Origin of the sequence: Maribacter sp. R86514 (assembly GCF_044597005.1) — a bacterium.
In the GTDB taxonomy this organism is placed as follows: domain Bacteria; phylum Bacteroidota; class Bacteroidia; order Flavobacteriales; family Flavobacteriaceae; genus Maribacter.
Genome location: NZ_CP138999.1, coordinates 1,246,510 through 1,264,919, shown reverse-complemented (window position 1 = coordinate 1,264,919; position 18,410 = coordinate 1,246,510). Strand labels below are relative to the sequence as shown.

General features: G+C 34.1%; 14 protein-coding genes and 1 tRNA gene. 5 read left to right on the top strand and 10 right to left on the bottom strand.

Translation table 11 applies throughout. From position 1 onward, the window contains the following. Positions 1 to 19: 19 nt before the first annotated feature. Genes SJY30_RS05735 through SJY30_RS05725 form a run of 3 tightly spaced genes read right to left on the bottom strand, consistent with a single transcriptional unit; the run spans position 20 to position 1,886 of the window. Positions 20 to 607, bottom strand: coding sequence for a Maf family nucleotide pyrophosphatase (locus tag SJY30_RS05735; RefSeq protein WP_396634633.1), 588 nt, complete (start codon positions 605 to 607; stop codon positions 20 to 22). 3 nt (positions 608 to 610) lie between these two features. Beyond that, a complete protein-coding gene (locus tag SJY30_RS05730) occupies positions 611 to 1,138 on the bottom strand; it encodes a KdsC family phosphatase (RefSeq protein WP_396634632.1) in 528 nt (175 codons plus the stop codon). Further along, positions 1,122 to 1,886, bottom strand: a complete 765-nt coding sequence (locus SJY30_RS05725; protein WP_396634631.1) for a Rossmann-like and DUF2520 domain-containing protein — start codon at positions 1,884 to 1,886, stop codon at positions 1,122 to 1,124. The genes SJY30_RS05730 and SJY30_RS05725 overlap by 17 nt, the downstream gene beginning before the upstream one ends. 138 nt (positions 1,887 to 2,024) lie before the next feature. Between SJY30_RS05725 and ccsA the strand changes: the two genes are divergently transcribed. Further along, entirely contained in the window at positions 2,025 to 5,204 is a 3,180-nt protein-coding gene (ccsA, locus tag SJY30_RS05720) for a cytochrome c biogenesis protein CcsA (RefSeq protein WP_396634630.1), read from the top strand. Between the two features lie 71 nt (positions 5,205 to 5,275). Here the strand turns inward: ccsA and SJY30_RS05715 are convergent, their stop codons facing one another. Further along, positions 5,276 to 6,547, bottom strand: coding sequence for a M14 family metallopeptidase (locus SJY30_RS05715; RefSeq protein ID WP_396634629.1), 1,272 nt, complete (start codon positions 6,545 to 6,547; stop codon positions 5,276 to 5,278). Between the two features lie 280 nt (positions 6,548 to 6,827). Here SJY30_RS05715 and SJY30_RS05710 point away from each other — a divergent pair, with 280 nt between their 5' ends. Both SJY30_RS05710 and bshB1 read left to right on the top strand, forming a co-directional pair. Next, positions 6,828 to 7,979: a trans-sulfuration enzyme family protein gene (locus SJY30_RS05710; protein ID WP_396634628.1), complete on the top strand. Its 1,152-nt coding sequence runs from the start codon at positions 6,828 to 6,830 to the stop codon at positions 7,977 to 7,979. Positions 7,980 to 8,005: 26 nt separating this feature from the next. Beyond that, the gene (bshB1, locus tag SJY30_RS05705) at positions 8,006 to 8,722 is read left to right on the top strand and encodes a bacillithiol biosynthesis deacetylase BshB1 (protein ID WP_396634627.1); all 717 of its coding nucleotides are present in this window, start codon (positions 8,006 to 8,008) and stop codon (positions 8,720 to 8,722) included. Here bshB1 and SJY30_RS05700 read toward each other — a convergent pair. Further along, positions 8,719 to 10,809: an ATP-binding protein gene (locus tag SJY30_RS05700; protein ID WP_396634626.1), complete on the bottom strand. Its 2,091-nt coding sequence runs from the start codon at positions 10,807 to 10,809 to the stop codon at positions 8,719 to 8,721. The two genes, bshB1 and SJY30_RS05700, sit on opposite strands and share 4 nt — an antisense overlap. Positions 10,810 to 11,038: 229 nt before the next feature. Next, positions 11,039 to 13,087 carry a tetratricopeptide repeat protein gene (locus SJY30_RS05695; RefSeq protein WP_396634625.1) on the bottom strand — a complete coding sequence of 683 codons (2,049 nt, stop codon included), beginning with the start codon at positions 13,085 to 13,087 and terminating at the stop codon, positions 11,039 to 11,041. A gap of 157 nt (positions 13,088 to 13,244) precedes the next feature. Between SJY30_RS05695 and SJY30_RS05690 the strand changes: the two genes are divergently transcribed. Beyond that, positions 13,245 to 13,320 (top strand) — tRNA-His (locus tag SJY30_RS05690). Between the two features lie 130 nt (positions 13,321 to 13,450). Here the strand turns inward: SJY30_RS05690 and SJY30_RS05685 are convergent. From SJY30_RS05685 to SJY30_RS05675, 3 genes are all read right to left on the bottom strand, one after another. Next, positions 13,451 to 15,001, bottom strand: a complete 1,551-nt coding sequence (locus tag SJY30_RS05685; protein WP_396634624.1) for a M28 family peptidase — start codon at positions 14,999 to 15,001, stop codon at positions 13,451 to 13,453. An 86-nt stretch (positions 15,002 to 15,087) separates the two neighbouring features. Beyond that, on the bottom strand, positions 15,088 to 15,777 hold the full coding sequence (locus tag SJY30_RS05680; RefSeq protein WP_396634623.1) for an SGNH/GDSL hydrolase family protein: 690 nt from the start codon (positions 15,775 to 15,777) through the stop codon (positions 15,088 to 15,090). A 9-nt stretch (positions 15,778 to 15,786) separates the two neighbouring features. Beyond that, the gene (locus SJY30_RS05675) at positions 15,787 to 16,245 is read right to left on the bottom strand and encodes a hypothetical protein (protein ID WP_396634622.1); all 459 of its coding nucleotides are present in this window, start codon (positions 16,243 to 16,245) and stop codon (positions 15,787 to 15,789) included. A 113-nt stretch (positions 16,246 to 16,358) separates the two neighbouring features. Here SJY30_RS05675 and SJY30_RS05670 point away from each other — a divergent pair, with 113 nt between their 5' ends. Then, positions 16,359 to 16,814 (top strand): hypothetical protein, encoded by a 456-nt coding sequence (locus SJY30_RS05670; protein ID WP_396634621.1) that lies wholly within the window; start codon positions 16,359 to 16,361, stop codon positions 16,812 to 16,814. A gap of 13 nt (positions 16,815 to 16,827) precedes the next feature. On the opposite strand, the gene SJY30_RS05665 is transcribed toward SJY30_RS05670, so the two are convergent. Further along, positions 16,828 to 18,312, bottom strand: coding sequence for a S10 family peptidase (locus tag SJY30_RS05665; protein ID WP_396634620.1), 1,485 nt, complete (start codon positions 18,310 to 18,312; stop codon positions 16,828 to 16,830). Positions 18,313 to 18,410: the final 98 nt, after the last annotated feature.

Sequence of the window (18,410 nt, the reverse complement as noted above, 5' to 3'; positions counted from 1 at the left end):
TGTTATCATTTAGATTATACTATGTTACCAAAAGTGATAAGGTTTCATAAACTATTTGTGTTGGCAAGCCAACAACATTTGTGTATGAGCCTTTTATTTTTTCGATGCCAATTAAGCCGATCCATTCTTGAATGCCGTATCCACCGGCTTTATCGTATGGCTTATAAGTATTTATATAGTGCTGAATTTCATCTTTTGATAAATTCTTGAACTTGACCTCTGTTATTGAATGTTGAACTATCTGTCGTTCAATTTTGGTAAAACATACAGAAGAAATGACCTGATGCCAATCTCCAGATAGTTTTTTTAGCATTTCTTCAGCTTCCTTGCTATCTTCTGCTTTGGCCAAAGATTCATTATTATGCCAAACAACCGTATCTGAGGTAATTAGAATATCTTTAGGTTGTAATTCGGGCAAAAATACCTCTGCTTTTAATTTTGCTAGATAGTCGGATATTTCAGCTCCTTTTAATTCAGCAGGATAAACTTCATCTACTGATTTGATTCTCACCTCAAAATCAAGCTCCATTTCCTTAAAAAACTGATGTCTTCTTGGTGAGCCAGATGCTAAGATTAAGTGATGTTCTTTAAGTTTATTCTTCAACATATATTAATCGTTTGCAGCACTAAAATGGCTGGTCCAATCTCCTCTTACTTTTAAAACCTGTTCAATGACATCACGTACACAGCCATGACCGCCATTTTTATGCGAAATGTATTGACTTACACTTTTAACCTCTGCAACCGCGTTCTGCGGACAAGTCGCTAAAGCAACCGTTTGCATTGGTGGAATGTCTGGTATGTCATCACCCATATATAATATATTTTCGGGTTCTAAATGGTTCAGACCCATATATTCCTCTAAGGCATCCATTTTGTAATGTGCACCCATGTAAATATCGGTAACCCCTAGTCCTTTTAGTCTTATACGAACACCTTCATTTGTTCCTCCTGTAATAATACATACATTGTAACCTTTCTTTAGCGCAACTTTTAAGGCATAACCATCCTTTACGTTCATTTTACGTAACAACTCTCCTTCGCTGGTAACTAAAAGACTTCCATCAGTAAAAACTCCATCTACATCAAAAATAAATGTGGTAATATCTTTTAAATACTCTTTATAACTCTTTTCCATGTTTTTCTTTTATTGCGTTGCTTAAAAGGGTGTAAAGTTCCCTTTGGTGTTTGTCTTTTATGATTTGTAAATGATTATGTAATGTTTTTTGGTCTCCGCGTTTTGCCGGTCCTGTTTGTGCCTGCATGGTTGTTAATGTATCTAATTTTGCAGCCGTTTCTTTAATAAGGGGTTTTAGTAATGAGAAATCTAAGTCATGCTCTGCACAAATATCAGAACCCAGGGTATACATGTAATTGGTAAAATTATTTACGAATACCGCAGCCACATGTAGCGTTTTTCGCTGCTCAGAATCTATTTTAACTACGTTTTCACTAAGTTGTTTTCCTAGTGCTGTTAATATTTCGAGATCTTTATTATTAGTCGCTTCTATGCAAATAGGAATATCATCAAATGAAATGATTTTCCCTTTTGTAAAGGTTTGTAATGGATAAAAGATCCCTGGTCGCTTTGCAGATTTAATTGCGTTAAGCGGTGTTGCGCCAGAGGTATGGACCAAAATGCCTTCTACATTTTTAAAATTTTCGCCAACGGTACTTATAGCATCGTCAGAAATGGCTAGTAAGTAAATATCTGCGCTTATATCACCAGCAAATTCAGTACTAATAAGTGCATTGTCATGTACAAATGCCAAGTGTGCTCTATTTCTGCCTATTACCTGTTTTACGGTAACATTTGCAGACTTTTGGAATGCATGAAACAGATTTTGTGCTACATTACCAGAACCTACTATAACTACTGATATCATACTGCAAAAGTACAAAGTTTATAGAAGTCTTTTTGTATTTAAATTAACAGTTTATATGAAGTTTAAAAGAGATAAAAGGTATTCGAAAATGGGGAAAAGGCCTTATTTTTGCATCTTGAAAATCAACTCCTATCTTCCATGACGGAAATGTTCAAAAAAATATTCTTCTCTACACGTTTAATGTCCATCCTATTTATCGTTTTTGCCACAGCAATGGCTTTCGGTACTTTTATTGAAAGTTGGTACAGTACAGAAACTGCACGAATTTGGATTTATAATGCATGGTGGTTTGAAGTAATCATGGTATTCTTTGTAATCAACTTTATTGGTAATATCTCTAGGTACCGTCTACTGAGATTAGAGAAATGGCCGGTTTTGGTGCTGCATTTATCTTGGGTGATGATTATAATTGGAGCTTTTGTAACGCGTTATATCAGTTTTGAAGGTATGATGCCAATACGTGAAGGGAATACGGAAAAAGTATTCTATTCTGATAAAACGTATCTAACAGTTTATGTTGATGGTGAAATTGAAGGTGAAGCACGAAGAAAGATTTTAGAGGATGATTTAATTGTTACTCCGGAAGCTATAAAGTCTAATTTGCCTTGGAGTGCGGACTTCAATGGTCAAGATTTTGAGATTTCTTACGTCGATTTTATAAAAGGAGCCAAGCAAGGTTTGTTGCCAGATGAAAATGGAACAAAATTTCTAAAGATTGTTGAAGCAGGTGACGGTGAACGCCATGATCACTATCTGGAAGATGGTAAGGTAGCCAGTATACATAATGTACTTTTTGCACTGAATAATAATACAGATGGCGCCATCAATATTATGACCACAGATTCGGTGTACCAAATTAAAGCTCCTTTTGAAGGAAATTTTATGCGTATGGCAGACCAATTTCAAGGGCTGTTAGTGAAAGACAGTCTGCAGCCATTGCAGTTGCGTTCATTATATAATACTGCTGGTATGCAATTCGTAATTCCTGATTCTGTTACACAGGGTTCTTATGGTATTGTTGAAATTCCTACTGCAGAGAAAACCAAAATGGATCAAGATGCGATTGTCTTTGATGTTACCGCTAACGGTGAAACAAAACAAGTTAAGCTACTTGGTAGCAAAGGTCCTTCAGATTTTAGTGATAAGGTAAATGTAGGCGGACTCAATTTTTCAATTAGATATGGTTCAAAAGTCTATGAGTTGCCTTTTGGAATAAAGTTGAACGACTTTATCGCAGAAAAGTATCCTGGCACCGACAAAGGGTATGCTTCATTTATGAGTAGAGTAACTATTGAAGATGAAAGACCTTTTGACTATGATATTTTTATGAACCATGTTTTGGATCACCAAGGATATCGTTTTTTTCAATCAGGTTTTGACCCCGATGAAAAAGGAACAACCTTATCTGTAAATCATGATTTTTGGGGAACATGGATAACTTACATTGGTTACTTTCTTTTATACATAGGGTTAATGGGGATTATGTTTTTCGGTAAAACCCGTTTTAAAGATTTAGCGGATTCTTTGGATACATTAAAAGTCAAAAAGAAAAAAATGTTTGGGGTAATAGCTGTTTTAATGGCATTCTCGTTTTCTTCTTTTGCACAAGAACAACATACACCAGAGGAAGGACATCAACAAGCACCAAGTAAAGTACAAATAGATTCTTTACTTGAAGCTAGTATGGTAAGTAAAGAGCATGCCGATAAATTTGGTAAGCTGGTTATACAAGATGAAGGTGGTCGTATGAAGCCTATTAACACATTTTCATCAGAACTACTTCGTAAGCTAAGCTTAAAAGATACTTATTTGGGTTATACATCTGATCAGATTTTACTTTCTATGATGATGAATCCTGCGGTTTGGTATAATACTGAGTTCATTGCCCTGGATAAAAAATCTCAGAATGATAGTATTAGAAAAATTATTGGTATTCCGTCTGGTCAAGAATATGTAAAGGCTACTGATTTCTTTGATAAAAAAGGGCAATATAAATTAGAGCCTTTTTTAAGAGAAGCAACGGCTACCAATAACCCAAATAAATTTCAGCAGGATTATAAAGATGCAAATATGAGATTAGGTCTGCTGAATCAGGCTTTAGGTCAAGATATCGTTAAGATATTTCCATTATTAGATGATGAGAATAATAAATGGATTTCCGCTGTTGAGTATAGAGGGGGTCAGTATGAAATAAGAGATTCGCTGTATTCTAATTTTGTAAAAAATGCAATGCCGTATTATTTAATGACCTTAGGTAAAGCACAACAAAGCGGAGATTATGCTTCTGCAGATAAACTATTGGCTGCATTTCATCAAAATCAGCTTAACCATGGTAGCGAAGTACTGCCTTCTCAGCAGAAAGTAGATCTTGAGGTAATCTATAATAAACTTAACATTTTCAATAGGTTATATCGGTTTTATGCGCTAGTTGGTTTGTTGATGTTTTTCACCTTAGTCTTTCAAATATTTAAAGATCGTTCTATTTGGCGCGTGGCCATATATTTCTTTAAAGGGACTATTATGCTATTATTCTTGTGGCATACTGCCGGTTTGGTGATGCGTTGGTATATCTCTGGTCATGCCCCTTGGAGTGATGCCTATGAAAGTATTTTATATGTTGCTTGGGCTACTATGGGTATTGGTTGGGCTCTTGGTCGAAAAAGTGATATGACATTTGCTGCCTCTGCTTTTGTGACATCTATGCTTTTATGGATAGCACACCAAAGTTGGGTTGATCCATCAATAGGAAATCTAGTTCCCGTTTTAGATAGTTATTGGTTAATGATACACGTTGCCGTTATCGTAGGTAGTTACGGTCCTTTGACAGTTGGTATGATATTAGGTTTGGTATCATTGATTTTAATGGTACTGACTACTGAAAAGAATAAAAAGCGAATGGCAATCAATATAAAAGAATTGACCATAATCAATGAATTGGCATTGACTACAGGGCTTGTCATGCTTACCATAGGTAACTTCTTAGGCGGTCAATGGGCAAATGAAAGTTGGGGTCGTTATTGGGGCTGGGATCCAAAAGAGACCTGGGCATTGATTTCCATTATGATTTATGCTTTTGTAATTCACACACGACTAGTGCCAGGCTTAAGAGGTAAATGGACATTTAACTTTATGAGCGTTGTTGCCTTTGGTAGTATTATGATGACCTATTTTGGAGTTAACTTTTACCTAGTGGGTCTGCATAGTTACGCAAGTGGAGCACAGGTAATTACACCAACATTTATATACTATTTGGTTGCTGGAGTGCTGATTTTAGGCGGAATTAGTTATTGGAGATATAAAGTTAATTATAGCAAGTAAAAAAGATATGTAATAAGAAAGCCTCATGGAAATTCCATGAGGCTATTTTATTTCTAGTAGTTTGTGAAAATTTAGTTTTGACTATCAAGTAAATCCATAAGTTCTTCAGCTGCTACCTTGCCTTTTTCTTTTAAGAAATCTCTAGGGGTATTATCACCCAACTCAAAGACAATGGCAGGCATACCGTGATTTACATAAAAGTAATTACGGGATACCATGGTTGGTTTAATAGCTGTAGAAGGTTTTACATTTGTAAGTTTTTGAGGAAGTCTATTAGTGATATTATTAATCCAGTCAAAAACAATTTTTCCTTTTTCACCGGTAATCGTAGTGTCAATAGGGTAGTAGATATCGTCCCATGTAGAGTGAAAATCCGCACCAAAGACAAATTCATAACCTTCAGATTCTTTTTTTACTAAAAAGTCTCTAACACTTCTTGTTTCTGGTTGATTGAAATCTTGCCAATCTCTGTTTAAATCTATTCCGCCTGTATTATGGCGCCAATGACCGTTATCTACACCATCAGGATTCATTAATGGCACAACAAATAAATCATAGTTTTCTCTAAATTTTTGAGCTTTTGGCGAGTCTCCGCTTAAAGTTTCAACAAATGATTTCATTGCTAGAAATCCGGTAACTTCTGGAGGGTGTTGCCTAGAAATAACCATAATAGCTTTTTTGTGTTCTCCGTCGCTGATTTCCATCAAGTTCATGGCTCTTTGCTCTCTACTTTTTCCAATTTCATAGGTAGCTATAAAAGGTTTGGTAGCTAAAGAATCTATCCACTTTTTTACTCGTGTAGAACCGTAAAGTTCTTGGGCGGTAATGAATATAGGCTTTTCGCTAATATCTATTTTTATTTCTGCAATCTCTGGTACTGCCTTAATACCGAAATCACCCGTTCCTTTATTTATACCTGTGAAATTGGTACTATCTAACGGAGTAAAATTCTCACCATCAGTACTTATTTTAGGGTAATACCTACTTCTAGAGTCTTGGTAAGTCATTTTAATGGTGATGGTTTTTGGCGTTTTTGACCAAACTTTAAATGCATACCACGGACTTACGTTTACCGGAGTATTTTCAGCGGTTATTAAGGCTGTATAATGATTGTTTCCGTCAGCTGTTATTCCGTTCAGTCGTCCGCTTTCAAAATCATTGCTAAAAAATGTAATTTCATTGTCAAACGTCCAAATGCCTTTCCATTGTTTTTGAACAGGTTTGGATAATGTAGATACTACGGCGCTTTTACCCTGACCTTGATAACCTTGGGCAACGGGTTTCTGATTTTTACATGCAATTATGAATATTATAAGAAGTGCTGTATAGAATACTTTTTTCATGTTTAGAATATCTGTTAGTTCGAGTCCTAGTAAGTTTGTATTATAAATCTATCAACTAAAAATGAAAAATTTCTATGTTTGTTGGTAAATTTATGAAGTATTCGATATTTCCTAATTCATCTATTTATTTATTGAGGTATTCGTGAAATCGATTTTTTTTGAAAGGTTCAGGCTAATTAAAAGACACAAATAGAGATTTTAAAATAAGAGTATCTGTAAAGTAGAATAAGATTCATTTTCATTCTAATTCCTTACCTTTATTTTCTATAATTAATTGCACATGAATTCGAATAAAAAAGGCTTAAATACCATATGTACCCACGTGGGTGAATTAGAGGATAAACAACACAAAGGAGCAGTATCTCCTTTATATATGAGTACATCTTATGCCTATGAAGATGTCGATATAAAGCGTTACCCAAGATATTTTAATACACCTAACCAAGAAGGTCTTTGTAAAAAAGTAGCGGCTTTAGAGCATGCGGAATCGGCTCTTATTTTCGGTAGCGGAATGGCAGCTGTAAGTACGGCAATGTTAGCTTTTTTGAACTCAGGAGATCATGTGGTTCTACAACAAACGCTTTATGGAGGCACTTATAACTTGGTTAACGAAGAGTTTTCTAAATACGGAATAGAATATTCATTTACCGAAGGTTGGAGTGCCGAAGCTTTTGAAGCCCAGATTAAAGAGAATACAAAAGTTATTTATATAGAAACGCCATCTAATCCTTTACTAACAATTACAGATTTAGAAGCTGTTGCTACGATAGCAAAAAAGCACGAAATAATAACTTTAATAGATAATACATTCGCTAGTCCTGTCAATCAAAACCCTATAGATTTTGGTATCGATGTAGTTATCCATAGTGCTACAAAATATATGGGCGGTCATTCTGATATTTGTGCAGGTGCTGTTGCTTCGACTACTGAAAATATGGAGCGCATATTTCATTTAGCTAAAAATTTTGGTGGTAGCTTAAGTGATTATACAGTGTGGTTATTGGAAAGAAGTATGAAGACCATGGTTATTCGTGTAAGAGCTCAGAATGAAAATGCTATGGCAATGGCTCATTTTCTAGACGATTTGCCTGATATTGAAAAAGTATACTACCCCGGTTTAGAAGCTCACCCCGAACATATGTTAGCAAAAAAACAAATGAAAGGTTTTGGTGGTATGTTGTCTTTTGAATTGAAAGAAAATTTAAATTCTTCTAAGTTCTCAAAAGCTTTGAATTTAATAAAACCATCTATGAGTCTTGCAGGTGTTGAGAGCACTTTTATCTCACCTACCCAAACATCGCACGCCTTAATGAGTGCAGAAGTTAGGGCTGAGCAAGGTATTGCTGACGGATTAATCCGTTTCTCTGTCGGTATTGAAGAAGTAGAAGATCTAAAGGAAGATATTTTACAGGCTATTGCACAAATAAAATAGTAGGTATAAATTACAAATAGCATATAATGAAGTTGGATATTTTAGTATTTGGAGCGCATCCTGACGATGCAGAATTAGGGGCAGGTGGTACGATAGCCAAAGAAATAGCTTTAGGTAAAAAAGTAGGTATCGTTGATTTAACGCGTGGTGAGTTAGGTACAAGAGGTTCTGCCGAAATACGTGATCAAGAAGCTGCCGCGGCCGCGAAAATTTTGGGTGTTGCCGTTCGAGAGAATTTAAGGTTCAGAGATGGTTTTTTTATAAATGATGAGTCTCATCAATTAGAAATTATTAAAATGATCAGAAAATACCGCCCAGAAAAGGTTTTGTGCAATGCTGTTGATGACAGACATATAGATCATGGTAAGGGAAGTAAATTGGTCAGTGATGCATGTTTTTTAAGTGGTTTAAGACGTATTGAAACCCAAATAGGAGGGGAGCACCAACAAGAATGGAGACCAAAATTGGTATATCATTATATTCAATGGAAAAATAGTATTCCTGATTTTGTGGTTGATATCAGTAATTATATAGACGCTAAGACTGATGCTATTTTAGCATATCGTTCTCAATTTCATGATCCTAATAGTAATGAACCGGAAACGCCTATAAGTAGTAAAACCTTTATAGAGAGTGTACACTATAGGGCTAAGGATTTAGGTAGACTTGTTGGAGTAGATTATGCAGAGGGTTTTACGGTAGAGCGAATGGTTGCCGTAAATTCTTTGGATGATTTGATTTAAGCGGATTCCTTGTATCTTTTTTGTATTCTCGGTATGGTAAAGTAAAAACTAGAGCCTTTGCCTATAGCGCTATGAACCCATATCTTACCATTGTTTTTCTCCACCATTTCTTTGCAAAGTGACAGACCCAAACCGGTACCTTTTTCATTATTTGTGCCGTAGGTGGTGTGGTTAGAGTCTTTTTCAAATAGTTTGCCAATAATATCTTCTGACATGCCCATACCATTATCTTTTACATATACCTCACACGTTTTGATTTTTTGTATGGCGCCGATAATGATTGTTCCATTATTTGGTGTAAACTTTAGAGCATTGCTCAAAAGATTTCTAATAATAATATCTATTTGGTTGGGATCTGACCAAATTTGACAATTAGGTTCGATTCTGTTAATCAATGAAATTGATTTTGATTCGGCAATTTCAGATAATAAGGCTATATTTTCTTCTACTATACAATCTAAATTTGTAACCGCATGTTTCGTTATTGAGCCATTTAACTGTGTTTGTCCCCATGATAACAGATTGTTAAGGGTAAATGATATCGTATCGATGTCAACTTTTAATTTAGGTACGAAATTCAAGAATTCATCTTGCGTCATCTCTCCTTCTTTAAATAATTTTAGAAGACCTTGAAATGCCCCGATCGGACCTCTTAAGTCATGACCGATTATTGAGAATAGTTTATTCTTGGTTTGGTTTAATTCATTTAAATAAGCCTGTTTTTCTTCTAGTGCCGTTTTTTTGCTTCTGAGCTCTAAATTTAATTTTTTCTGTTCTTGCTCATTTCTATATACGATGAACGTTATAATTATAAATATCAATAGTAAAATTACAAATACATAAATATATATTTTTTGCTGTGCCAGGGCTTTTTCATTTTCAATAATCAATTTCTGCTTTTGTTGGTCGTATGCAACTCTAGTTTTAAGCATGTTCAATGCTTTTTCGTTACTAATAGCTGAAAGAGATTCGTATGTGGTTTGATAGATTTCATGGTACCATAAAGATTTTTCAAAATCATTTTTATTTTTGAAAATCTTCGACAAATTGTGCGCACTATTTTTTATACCAAATCTTAGACCTATTTTTTTGGAAAGGTTGAACGCTTCAAAAGCATAAATTTCTGCTAAGCTATCTTTCTCGATATTTAGATAAGCCTCTGTCATTCCGTTCAGAAGGTCAATTTTACCGCGGTCATCTTCAATTTCTTGGTGCAATAATTCACTTTGTTTATACCAATACAGTGCCCAATTGTTTTTGTTTTTTTTAAGGTAGATTTTTCCTTTAATTTCATAACAGTAAGCTAGCCATTCTAATATTTTCTCTTTTTCAAAAGTTGCTATACTTATATTAACGTTATACATGGCATAATCCAGCTTATTCATATCGGCATAGGTAGATGCTATGTTACTAAGGGTTTCCGCTAAAAAAATTGGGTTGCCTATTTCTTCATGAATATTTTTAGATCGCTGTAAAAATACCATTGCTTGTTCATAATCTTTTTGTTCTAGATATAGATGTGCTATGTTATCGTTTACTATAGAGATTATGTTTTTATAATCATGTTTTTCTGCAATCTCAATGGTAGCCAAATACCATTTCAATGCTTTAGAATATTCACCTTTGTAACCATATTCTTTGGCTAGATCGCTTAATGATTTTGCTTTTAAAAATGGCTTTTCATGCTTGTCTGCAAGTTTGTAGGCTTTGGTATAATTAGTTATGGCCAAATCTATCATTCCTTTATCTGAGTAATAACCAGCTAAGGCATGGTAAGAATCTATTTCTCCATTAATAAACGAAGCTTTTTTGCTCAGTTCTAGACTCTCTTGACTAAGAATCATTAAACTATCTAAGTTGTGAAAACGATATTGATCAGCTAAATAGAGCAAGTTATTAATGTACAGCGTGTCTTTAGAGTCGAAATTGTTAGATTTTTTTATGTTTTTAATTTCGCTCAAAAGTGTTGTACGACTAGAATCTTGAGTTTGTGCGATATTAGATTTCGGATTAAACAATAAGCATATAAACGCACAACCTAATATTAGGTTTTTGCGTAAAGATTGTTTGAAAATTTTAAATTTCATGTAGACTGCTTATTGTGCGAGTCTAAAAGTATAGCAGAAAGATAGTTTGATGTAATAAATGTTGTGAAATGCTATTTCTTGTGTGTTTTATCGTTTCTAACGTGTAGTTTGTCGATGTTTTTACTTTTTACAAGTAAAATATTAACGATAAGGATGTAATAATAATGGATGATTTAAATGGTGATAATAAGTGATTTAGAAATATATAAATACGAATTAACTTACTTTTTTATTTGTTGTCAATTGGCAGTTCAATTATGAATTGACTTCCCTTGTCCGGTTTGCTTTCTACTTTGATTTTACCTCCATTTTTAATGACCATGGCTCTTACCAATCTTAAACCTAAACCGGTTCCTTTTTCTGAGTTAGTACCATAATTACTAAAATTTTCTGTGTTACTAAAAATTTTGGCGATATCGGTTTCTGACATACCCACACCGGTATCTGAAACTTTAATTACCAGATTTTCATCCTTTTTTTCTGTCGAAATAGAAACTACACCTTGATTTGGGGTAAATTTTATAGCATTGTTGATTAGGTTTCTAAATATAATATTGAATTGTTGTAAGTCTGCAGAAACCTGTACATTATCAGAAACTTGATTGTTTATAACAATAGATTTTTTATTGATTTCATTTCTGTACAACTGTAAAATAGTTTCTAATTCATCTTTTACGGCAATGCTGGTAACGGTAATTGAAGATCCTTGCATTTGCGTTTTACCCCAATGTAAAAGATTGTCCATGGTAAATTGTACTTGTTCTAAATCTTCTTTTAATTGCGGTGCAAACTTTTCAAAATACTTTTTACCTTCATCATCTTCTAAGTATAGCGTTAAAATTTCGTTTAATGAGATTATAGGTCCTCTTAAATCATGACCAACTATGGAGAACAAGCGATCTTGATTTGCATTTATCTGAGTAAGTTTGTGTTGATTCTTATTTAATATTTCAGCTTGGTTCGCTAGTTTTTTATTTAAAACCTTTTCGCGGTTATTGGCTCTTAATATTATAAATACTATGATCAGTAAAACAAAGAGCCCAAGTAGGGACCATTTTACATATTTTCTTTGCTCGCTTAGTTCTAATTCGTTTTTGGCATTTAAATTTTCTGCTTCTTTTTGAAATTTTAATTTTGCACTAAGCATCATTAAATTTTGCCTATTTTTTTTCTTATTATTATCGTTGGAAATTTTTTCGGTTAGTTCTAGATATTTTAAAGATTCTCTAATATTATTATGTTTTCTAAATATTTCATACAAGGTTCTGTATGCTTTTTCAAGACCTTTGTCGTGATTTGAATCTAAACATAGTGCTACGCTCTCTTTGGCGTAAAACTCGGCGTTTTTTAAATTATTGAGTTTCAAATAGCATCTTGATAATCCATAAGTAACATCGGCTTTCGTTTTGATATCATTAAAACTCTTATGCATATCAAATGACTTTTGATAGTTTATCAATGCATTTTCGTAATCTTTAATTTTAAGGTAATATGATCCTAAAGTAGAATAAGTAAATGCATGCCAAGTGGTTTGTTTGTTCTTTTCAAAAAGAGATAAAGTTTTATCTAATTCAATTTTGGCTTCATCTAAATTGCCTAGCTCTAAATTCAAAAATGCCATATTGCTTAACATCATAGCCTCTTTGGTAGGGTCATTTAATTCTTTACTAAGTTTAAAGGCAATAGCATAATATTCTAATGCTTCTTCATGATCTACCAACCTACTAAAAATAGTACCTAAATTCATGTTCATTCTGAACAAGTAAAATTTGTCGTTATTTTTTTCTGCAATTTTAAGTGTATGTACAAAATGAGTGTAAGTTGATGGGTAGTCGTTTTTAAAATAATATCCTTGTCCAAGAATATTATGAACTTTCATTTGTGTTTTTGGATATTTATTTAATTCAGGGTCTTTTGAAGCTTCTAAAGATAATTGAATTGATTTGTCAGTATCCCCAGTATATAAATATACTGTTGCAAGATTGACCAGTGCCTCAAGTTCTCCTTGTTTATAATTGTTCTTCTGGCTAAGTTCAAGAGCTTTCTCTGTATTGATCAACATTGAATCTTGCTGAAGTAGTCTTTGGTAATAAGAAAGTTGATTTAAATGATCTATATATTCAAAGTCATTCTCAGAAAAATCAGGGCGATCGACTAATTCTGAAATTTTACGATGAAATAATTCTACACTATCTGATTGTGCTGTTGCAGATAAAAAAATGAAAAAAACTAATGCTAGGAGTAAAAAATTATGTTTATAATTTGATATAGAATGCATTAGGCAAATAGTATTGACCCAGTAGGTTATTTATTTTAAAACTTAAAGTTAAATATAAAATTACAAAGGGTTTCTTTAATTTAAATTTTTTTTCAAATTTCAATTTATTACTTGCTAGAACTGTATAAAAAAATTATCTTTGCACTCGCTTACAAATGGTGGTTGTAGCTCAGCTGGTTAGAGCATCGGTTTGTGGTACCGAGGGTCGCCGGTTCGAACCCGGTCTTCCACCCTAAAGCAGATAAAAAGTCTTGGATTTATTTCCAAGACTTTTTTAGTTTATAGCATTGGTTTTCAGTTTATAACGCACAAAAAAAGTCTGATAGAAACTATCAGACTTTTAATTTTAATAAGAATCTAAAGCTAGTCTACTTTCAGCTTTTTATCTCTATTTGCAATTTCCCAAGCAGTGTAAAAAACCAATCTACTTCTATTTTCTAGTAAATCATAGTTTATTTTATCTGGTGTGTCACTAGGCTTGTGGTAATCTGCATGTGTGCCATTGAAATAAAATATAATTGGAATATTGTTTTTAGCAAAGTTATAATGGTCACTTCTGTAATAAAAACGGTTAGGATCATTCTCGTCGTTATAGGTGTAATCAAGTTCTATATTCATGAACTTTTTATTCACTTCTTCAGATAAGTTATGCAACTCTAAACTTAACTTATCAGAGCCTATTAAATAGATATAGTTACGGTCTCCTTCACGTTCGGGGTCTATTCTACCGATCATATCAATATTTAAATTGGCGACGGTATTGGCAAGTGGAACAATAGGGTCTACATCAGTGTAATATTGTGAGCCTAACAATCCTTTTTCTTCACCTGTAACATGTAAAAAAAGAATTGATCTTTTAGGTCCCGCACCTGCATCTGCGGCTTTCTTGAACGCTTCTGCAATTTCCAATAGAGCAACGGTACCTGATCCATCGTCATCTGCACCATTATTGATTTCTCCGTAACCGGTAATACCAATATGATCTAAATGAGAAGATAACACCAAATATTCATCTGGCTTTTCTGATCCCTTGATCATTGCTGCAACGTTTTCAGATCCTATTTTATCATTTGAACTTTCAAAACTTAGTACTACTTTTTCAGATAAAACTTTGGTTTCACTATCTGTCTCTATACCAGGTAACAGTTTTTTAGCAAGCTCTTGATCTATAAAAAGACTGTAAAACTCAGGTGCATCATCGTTTACAACTTCCATTCTGCCACTATTGTTTTGTTTCATAGATTCAAACCTGCGTTTAAATCTGCTAAAGTTACCAGTGTCATAATACAATACACCAATGGCGCCTTTATCTACGGCAATCTTTATTCTTTTTGTCAGTGATTCTGACATGTTACTCCATATGGAAGTTTCATTCGTGCCAGAAATTACAAAGTTTCCATCGGTCTTTTTTGGTTCGCCTGCTTTTAATAAAACTATTTTGCCGTTTACATCTATTTCGTTGTAACTGGAATAGGTTTCATCTTCAATGCCGTAACCAACATATACTATTTCATCTGCAGTGGTATTTGCAGCGGTAAAGGTCAAGACATGTTCGCCAATTGGAAAATCTGTTCCGTTGACGCTTAGTTTCCCTATTGGAAGTTTACTGATTTCTAACGGTACTTCTTGAAAATAGTTTCCATCAGTTTTAGCAGCAGGAATCCCTAATTTTTCATATTCAGCTTTTATGTACTCAATTGCTTTTTTCTGACCTGGTTGTCCGGTTTCTCTACCTTCAAACTCATCTGACGCGTAAATGTACAGATGGTCTTTTAATTCTGTTTCTGTAATAGATTCTGCAAACGTAATTTCTGATGCTGCCGTTGACGCTTCCGTAGCGACATCTTTTACGGTTTTTTGAGAAGAGTTACATGAAATGGCCGTAGCGACCAATAGGAATAGTGTTTTTTTCATTTTATAGTAATCAAATTTTTTCAAAAATAATCAAATCTTAACTAGTATGGATAGCTATACTATACATTCAAATGCTTTGTTATATCTTATTTTTTCAAAGCTTTGGCAATAGCAGCTTCCACTAAGGGCTCCATAACCTTATAGCCTTCAACTGTTGGGTGTACTTCATCTTCAGCGTATTTTTTTGGAAGACCATTTCTTTCATCTACCATTGCAGAGAAATAATCTAAATAAATATGACCATTAGTTTCGGCATATTCTTTTATCATTTTGTTTAAAGCAATTATTTTTCCTGATGGTTCTAGACCTGGTTTCCACGGGTAATCATAAGCTGGTAGGGTAGAGGACAAAATAACTTTTATGCCGTTAGCATGGGCAAGTTCTGCCATCCCCTTTAAATTATCCATAATCATCTCTAAGGTTGACGAACCTGTATTACCGGCTATATCATTAGTGCCAGCTAGTATAGTCACCACTTTCGGATTCAGATCAATAACATCTTGTCTAAAACGGATGAGCATTTGAGGAGTTGTTTGCCCGCTAATACCTCTGTTAATATATGGTTTGCCTTCAAAAAATTCTGGCCTGTTATTTAACCACCCTATGGTAATGGAGTTACCCATAAATACAATACGATTTTCATTCTCCTGTAATTCTGGGACAGTTGAATTGGCTTTTTTAAAATGGTTTAAATCTGCCCAATCTTGTGCATGAATTGTAGTTAACCCTAATAATGATAGCATACATGTTATAATTAATAGATTTACTTTTTTCATTTTAGTTGTTTATGCTTTTTCAATTTTTGCTTGTTCATCACTTGTAAGCGGAACACTTTTTATGATATTACCTTTATTTGGTCGCTGTACCGCTAAGTAAGCTATTAAACAGATTGATATGACCAAGGGTAGTGCATTACCAGAATTATTATATGCAAAAAGACCAATGAATGCAGGTATTTCTATAAGAGTATATTTAAGTTGTAATGCAGATTTATATTTTCTTAATTTATCCTCTAAACTGCTTTCTATTTGAATACTGGAAATTATTTTTTTAAAAATCCACTGACTTCCAAAATAACCGACCATGGCAAAAAGTGGTACTACATAAAGCAACATGCCCTCAATTGTAGTGTTAGAGTTGAATGAATTGACTTTATAAATCACCCAAATAGTGATAACGACTAATACGCCCAACAGTAATAAATGTACTATTGACAGGCTTTTAATAAAATTCTTTAAATCCATAAGCTATTTAATTTTCTAAGATAATATAAATAATAAGCATAAAGAATAGAAGTCTTTATTTGTACCACTATTATAACATTGTTCATCTTGTAGAATTTTTATCTTTGCACGGTATGAAAAAAATACTAGCTATTCTTCTTTTTTTGTTTTCCATTAATGGTACTTATAGTCAGATTAAGCAAGATAAGGTACTGCACTTTTTAGGCGGAAATTTATACGGATTAGTTGGTGCTGGTATTGCAAATGAAATTTCTGACGGGGATAGAACTTGGACGTTTGTTGGTGCTGTTGGCGGTAGTTTGCTTATAGGTTTGGCAAAGGAAGGTATCGATGAGAAACAATATGGCGGATGGAGCAACGAGGATCTTCTAGCTACCGTGCTAGGTGGTGTTACCGTTGGGGTCACTATTGATATTTTTAAGAAGAAAAAGCAGCGTAAAAGAGAGCAATTGTATAGAGATGCAATTAAGTCTGCCGATACAGGATTTCAAAAGAAATTCCCAATAGAAACAACAGAAATAAATTCATTGCTTGTATTGGGAATGTCTTCTACTGTTCTAGAAAAATAATTTTCTAATGCTTTTAATATTTAGCACTTCTATCTGTAGCGATTGTGCGCTTAATAAATTCGCGAATATCATCATTTGCGTTTTTTAAATCTTCTCTTCTCAAATACATCATATGCCCTGATCGGTATCCTTTATAGCTAAATCTGTCTTTCATACGACCGCTTGGGTCTACTTGCCACATGGTATATTTGGCATTGAAATACGTTGTGGCACCATCATAATAGCCAGATTGGATCATAACGTTTAAATAAGGATTTTGTGCCATTGCTTGCCTTAGATTATCCCTAGTATTATCGTTTTCATTGTTCCAGGGGTGAACAGGGCCAAATAGGTTGTATTTAACATCGGTTTTAAAGTTCAATTCCTCTTGTAGGTAATAGTTTATCGCCGGTGTAAAACTATGTAACCAAGAAGTCAATTCAGAATTGTAATCTGGTTTCATACCTGCAAGTTGTCTATCTATCCCTAAATATCTAGAATCCAATCGTCCTACGGTATAACCACCTTTTTCTTTTAATAAATTTTTCCAGAAGAAAGAGGTTGGTACTACAAGATTTTGATCTAAAATGTCTTTTTTGTCCAGTCCTGAATAATAAGCCATTTTGTCTGCAATAGCATCTTTTTCTGTAGTATCTAAGAATCCGCCTTTAGCTAATGCAGGTATTAATTTATCTATGGTATATGCTTCTGATTCCGGTAAAATTTCCAGTAAATCTTTATTTTGCAATGCTGGAGGTAAAGCCTTATGATGCCAAGCTGCAGCGGTAAAATAGGGTAGATTGATTGCTTCAGCTACAGGACCCGAATTACGGATAACCTTATAGTCGGCCGGCGAAACCATTATAACGCCATTTAAATACATCCATTGCTGATTTTGTAATGCTAAAGAAAGTCCCATAACACGTGTGCCACCATAACTTTCGCCAATAATATATTTAGGCGAACGCCATTTGTTATTTCTAGTAACAAAGGTGTTTAGCCATTCGGCTAAATACTTGATGTCCGCATTAATACCAAAGAACTTATCCCTGTCCACCTCTTTACCGCTTGCGGGTATGGTTCTACTATATCCTGTATTTACGGGGTTCACATATACGATATCGGCAACATCTAAAACCGAATACGGGTTTGCGCTCACGCCATAAGGTTGTACAGGGTAACCTTCATCATCAATTTTTAAAACCTTAGGTCCTGTGTATGCTAGATGCATCCAAACAGAACCAGATCCCGGTCCGCCATTAAACGATATTAATAATGGTCTTGCAGCTGAATCTTTAATATTATTTCTGGTATAATAGGTATAATGTAAAGAGGCAATGGGTTTTGCATTTTCATCCCATACAGGTTGCGTACCGGTTTGTGCTGTGTACGAAAAAGTTGATCCATTAATGGTGGCTGTATGCTGCGTGGTAATTACTGTATCTATGGGTAATTCCCTAGACTGACCAATGGCAAACGTGGTTGCCAAACAAATTGATAGTTGTAGTAGTTTTTTCATGGTTTGATAAGGTTCTGTTGTCTAACGAAAATAAGAATAAATGCTTAATTTTTAGTTCTATTAAATTAGATTGAACCTGAAATACAGATTAACCTTTC

Excerpts from the sequence above, each read along its gene's own strand:
- SJY30_RS05685 (WP_396634624.1), bottom strand. The coding sequence starts at position 15,001 with ATGAAAAAAACACTATTCCTATTGGTCGCTACGGCCATTTCATGTAAC.
- SJY30_RS05670 (WP_396634621.1), top strand. The coding sequence starts at position 16,359 with ATGAAAAAAATACTAGCTATTCTTCTTTTTTTGTTTTCCATTAATGGT.
- SJY30_RS05730 (WP_396634632.1), bottom strand. The coding sequence starts at position 1,138 with ATGGAAAAGAGTTATAAAGAGTATTTAAAAGATATTACCACATTTATT.
- SJY30_RS05680 (WP_396634623.1), bottom strand. The coding sequence starts at position 15,777 with ATGAAAAAAGTAAATCTATTAATTATAACATGTATGCTATCATTATTA.
- SJY30_RS05725 (WP_396634631.1), bottom strand. The coding sequence starts at position 1,886 with ATGATATCAGTAGTTATAGTAGGTTCTGGTAATGTAGCACAAAATCTG.
- SJY30_RS05665 (WP_396634620.1), bottom strand. The coding sequence starts at position 18,312 with ATGAAAAAACTACTACAACTATCAATTTGTTTGGCAACCACGTTTGCC.
- SJY30_RS05700 (WP_396634626.1), bottom strand. The coding sequence starts at position 10,809 with ATGAAATTTAAAATTTTCAAACAATCTTTACGCAAAAACCTAATATTA.
- SJY30_RS05735 (WP_396634633.1), bottom strand. The coding sequence starts at position 607 with ATGTTGAAGAATAAACTTAAAGAACATCACTTAATCTTAGCATCTGGC.
- SJY30_RS05715 (WP_396634629.1), bottom strand. The coding sequence starts at position 6,547 with ATGAAAAAAGTATTCTATACAGCACTTCTTATAATATTCATAATTGCA.
- ccsA (WP_396634630.1), top strand. The coding sequence starts at position 2,025 with ATGACGGAAATGTTCAAAAAAATATTCTTCTCTACACGTTTAATGTCC.
- SJY30_RS05675 (WP_396634622.1), bottom strand. The coding sequence starts at position 16,245 with ATGGATTTAAAGAATTTTATTAAAAGCCTGTCAATAGTACATTTATTA.
- bshB1 (WP_396634627.1), top strand. The coding sequence starts at position 8,006 with ATGAAGTTGGATATTTTAGTATTTGGAGCGCATCCTGACGATGCAGAA.
- SJY30_RS05710 (WP_396634628.1), top strand. The coding sequence starts at position 6,828 with ATGAATTCGAATAAAAAAGGCTTAAATACCATATGTACCCACGTGGGT.
- SJY30_RS05695 (WP_396634625.1), bottom strand. The coding sequence starts at position 13,087 with ATGCATTCTATATCAAATTATAAACATAATTTTTTACTCCTAGCATTA.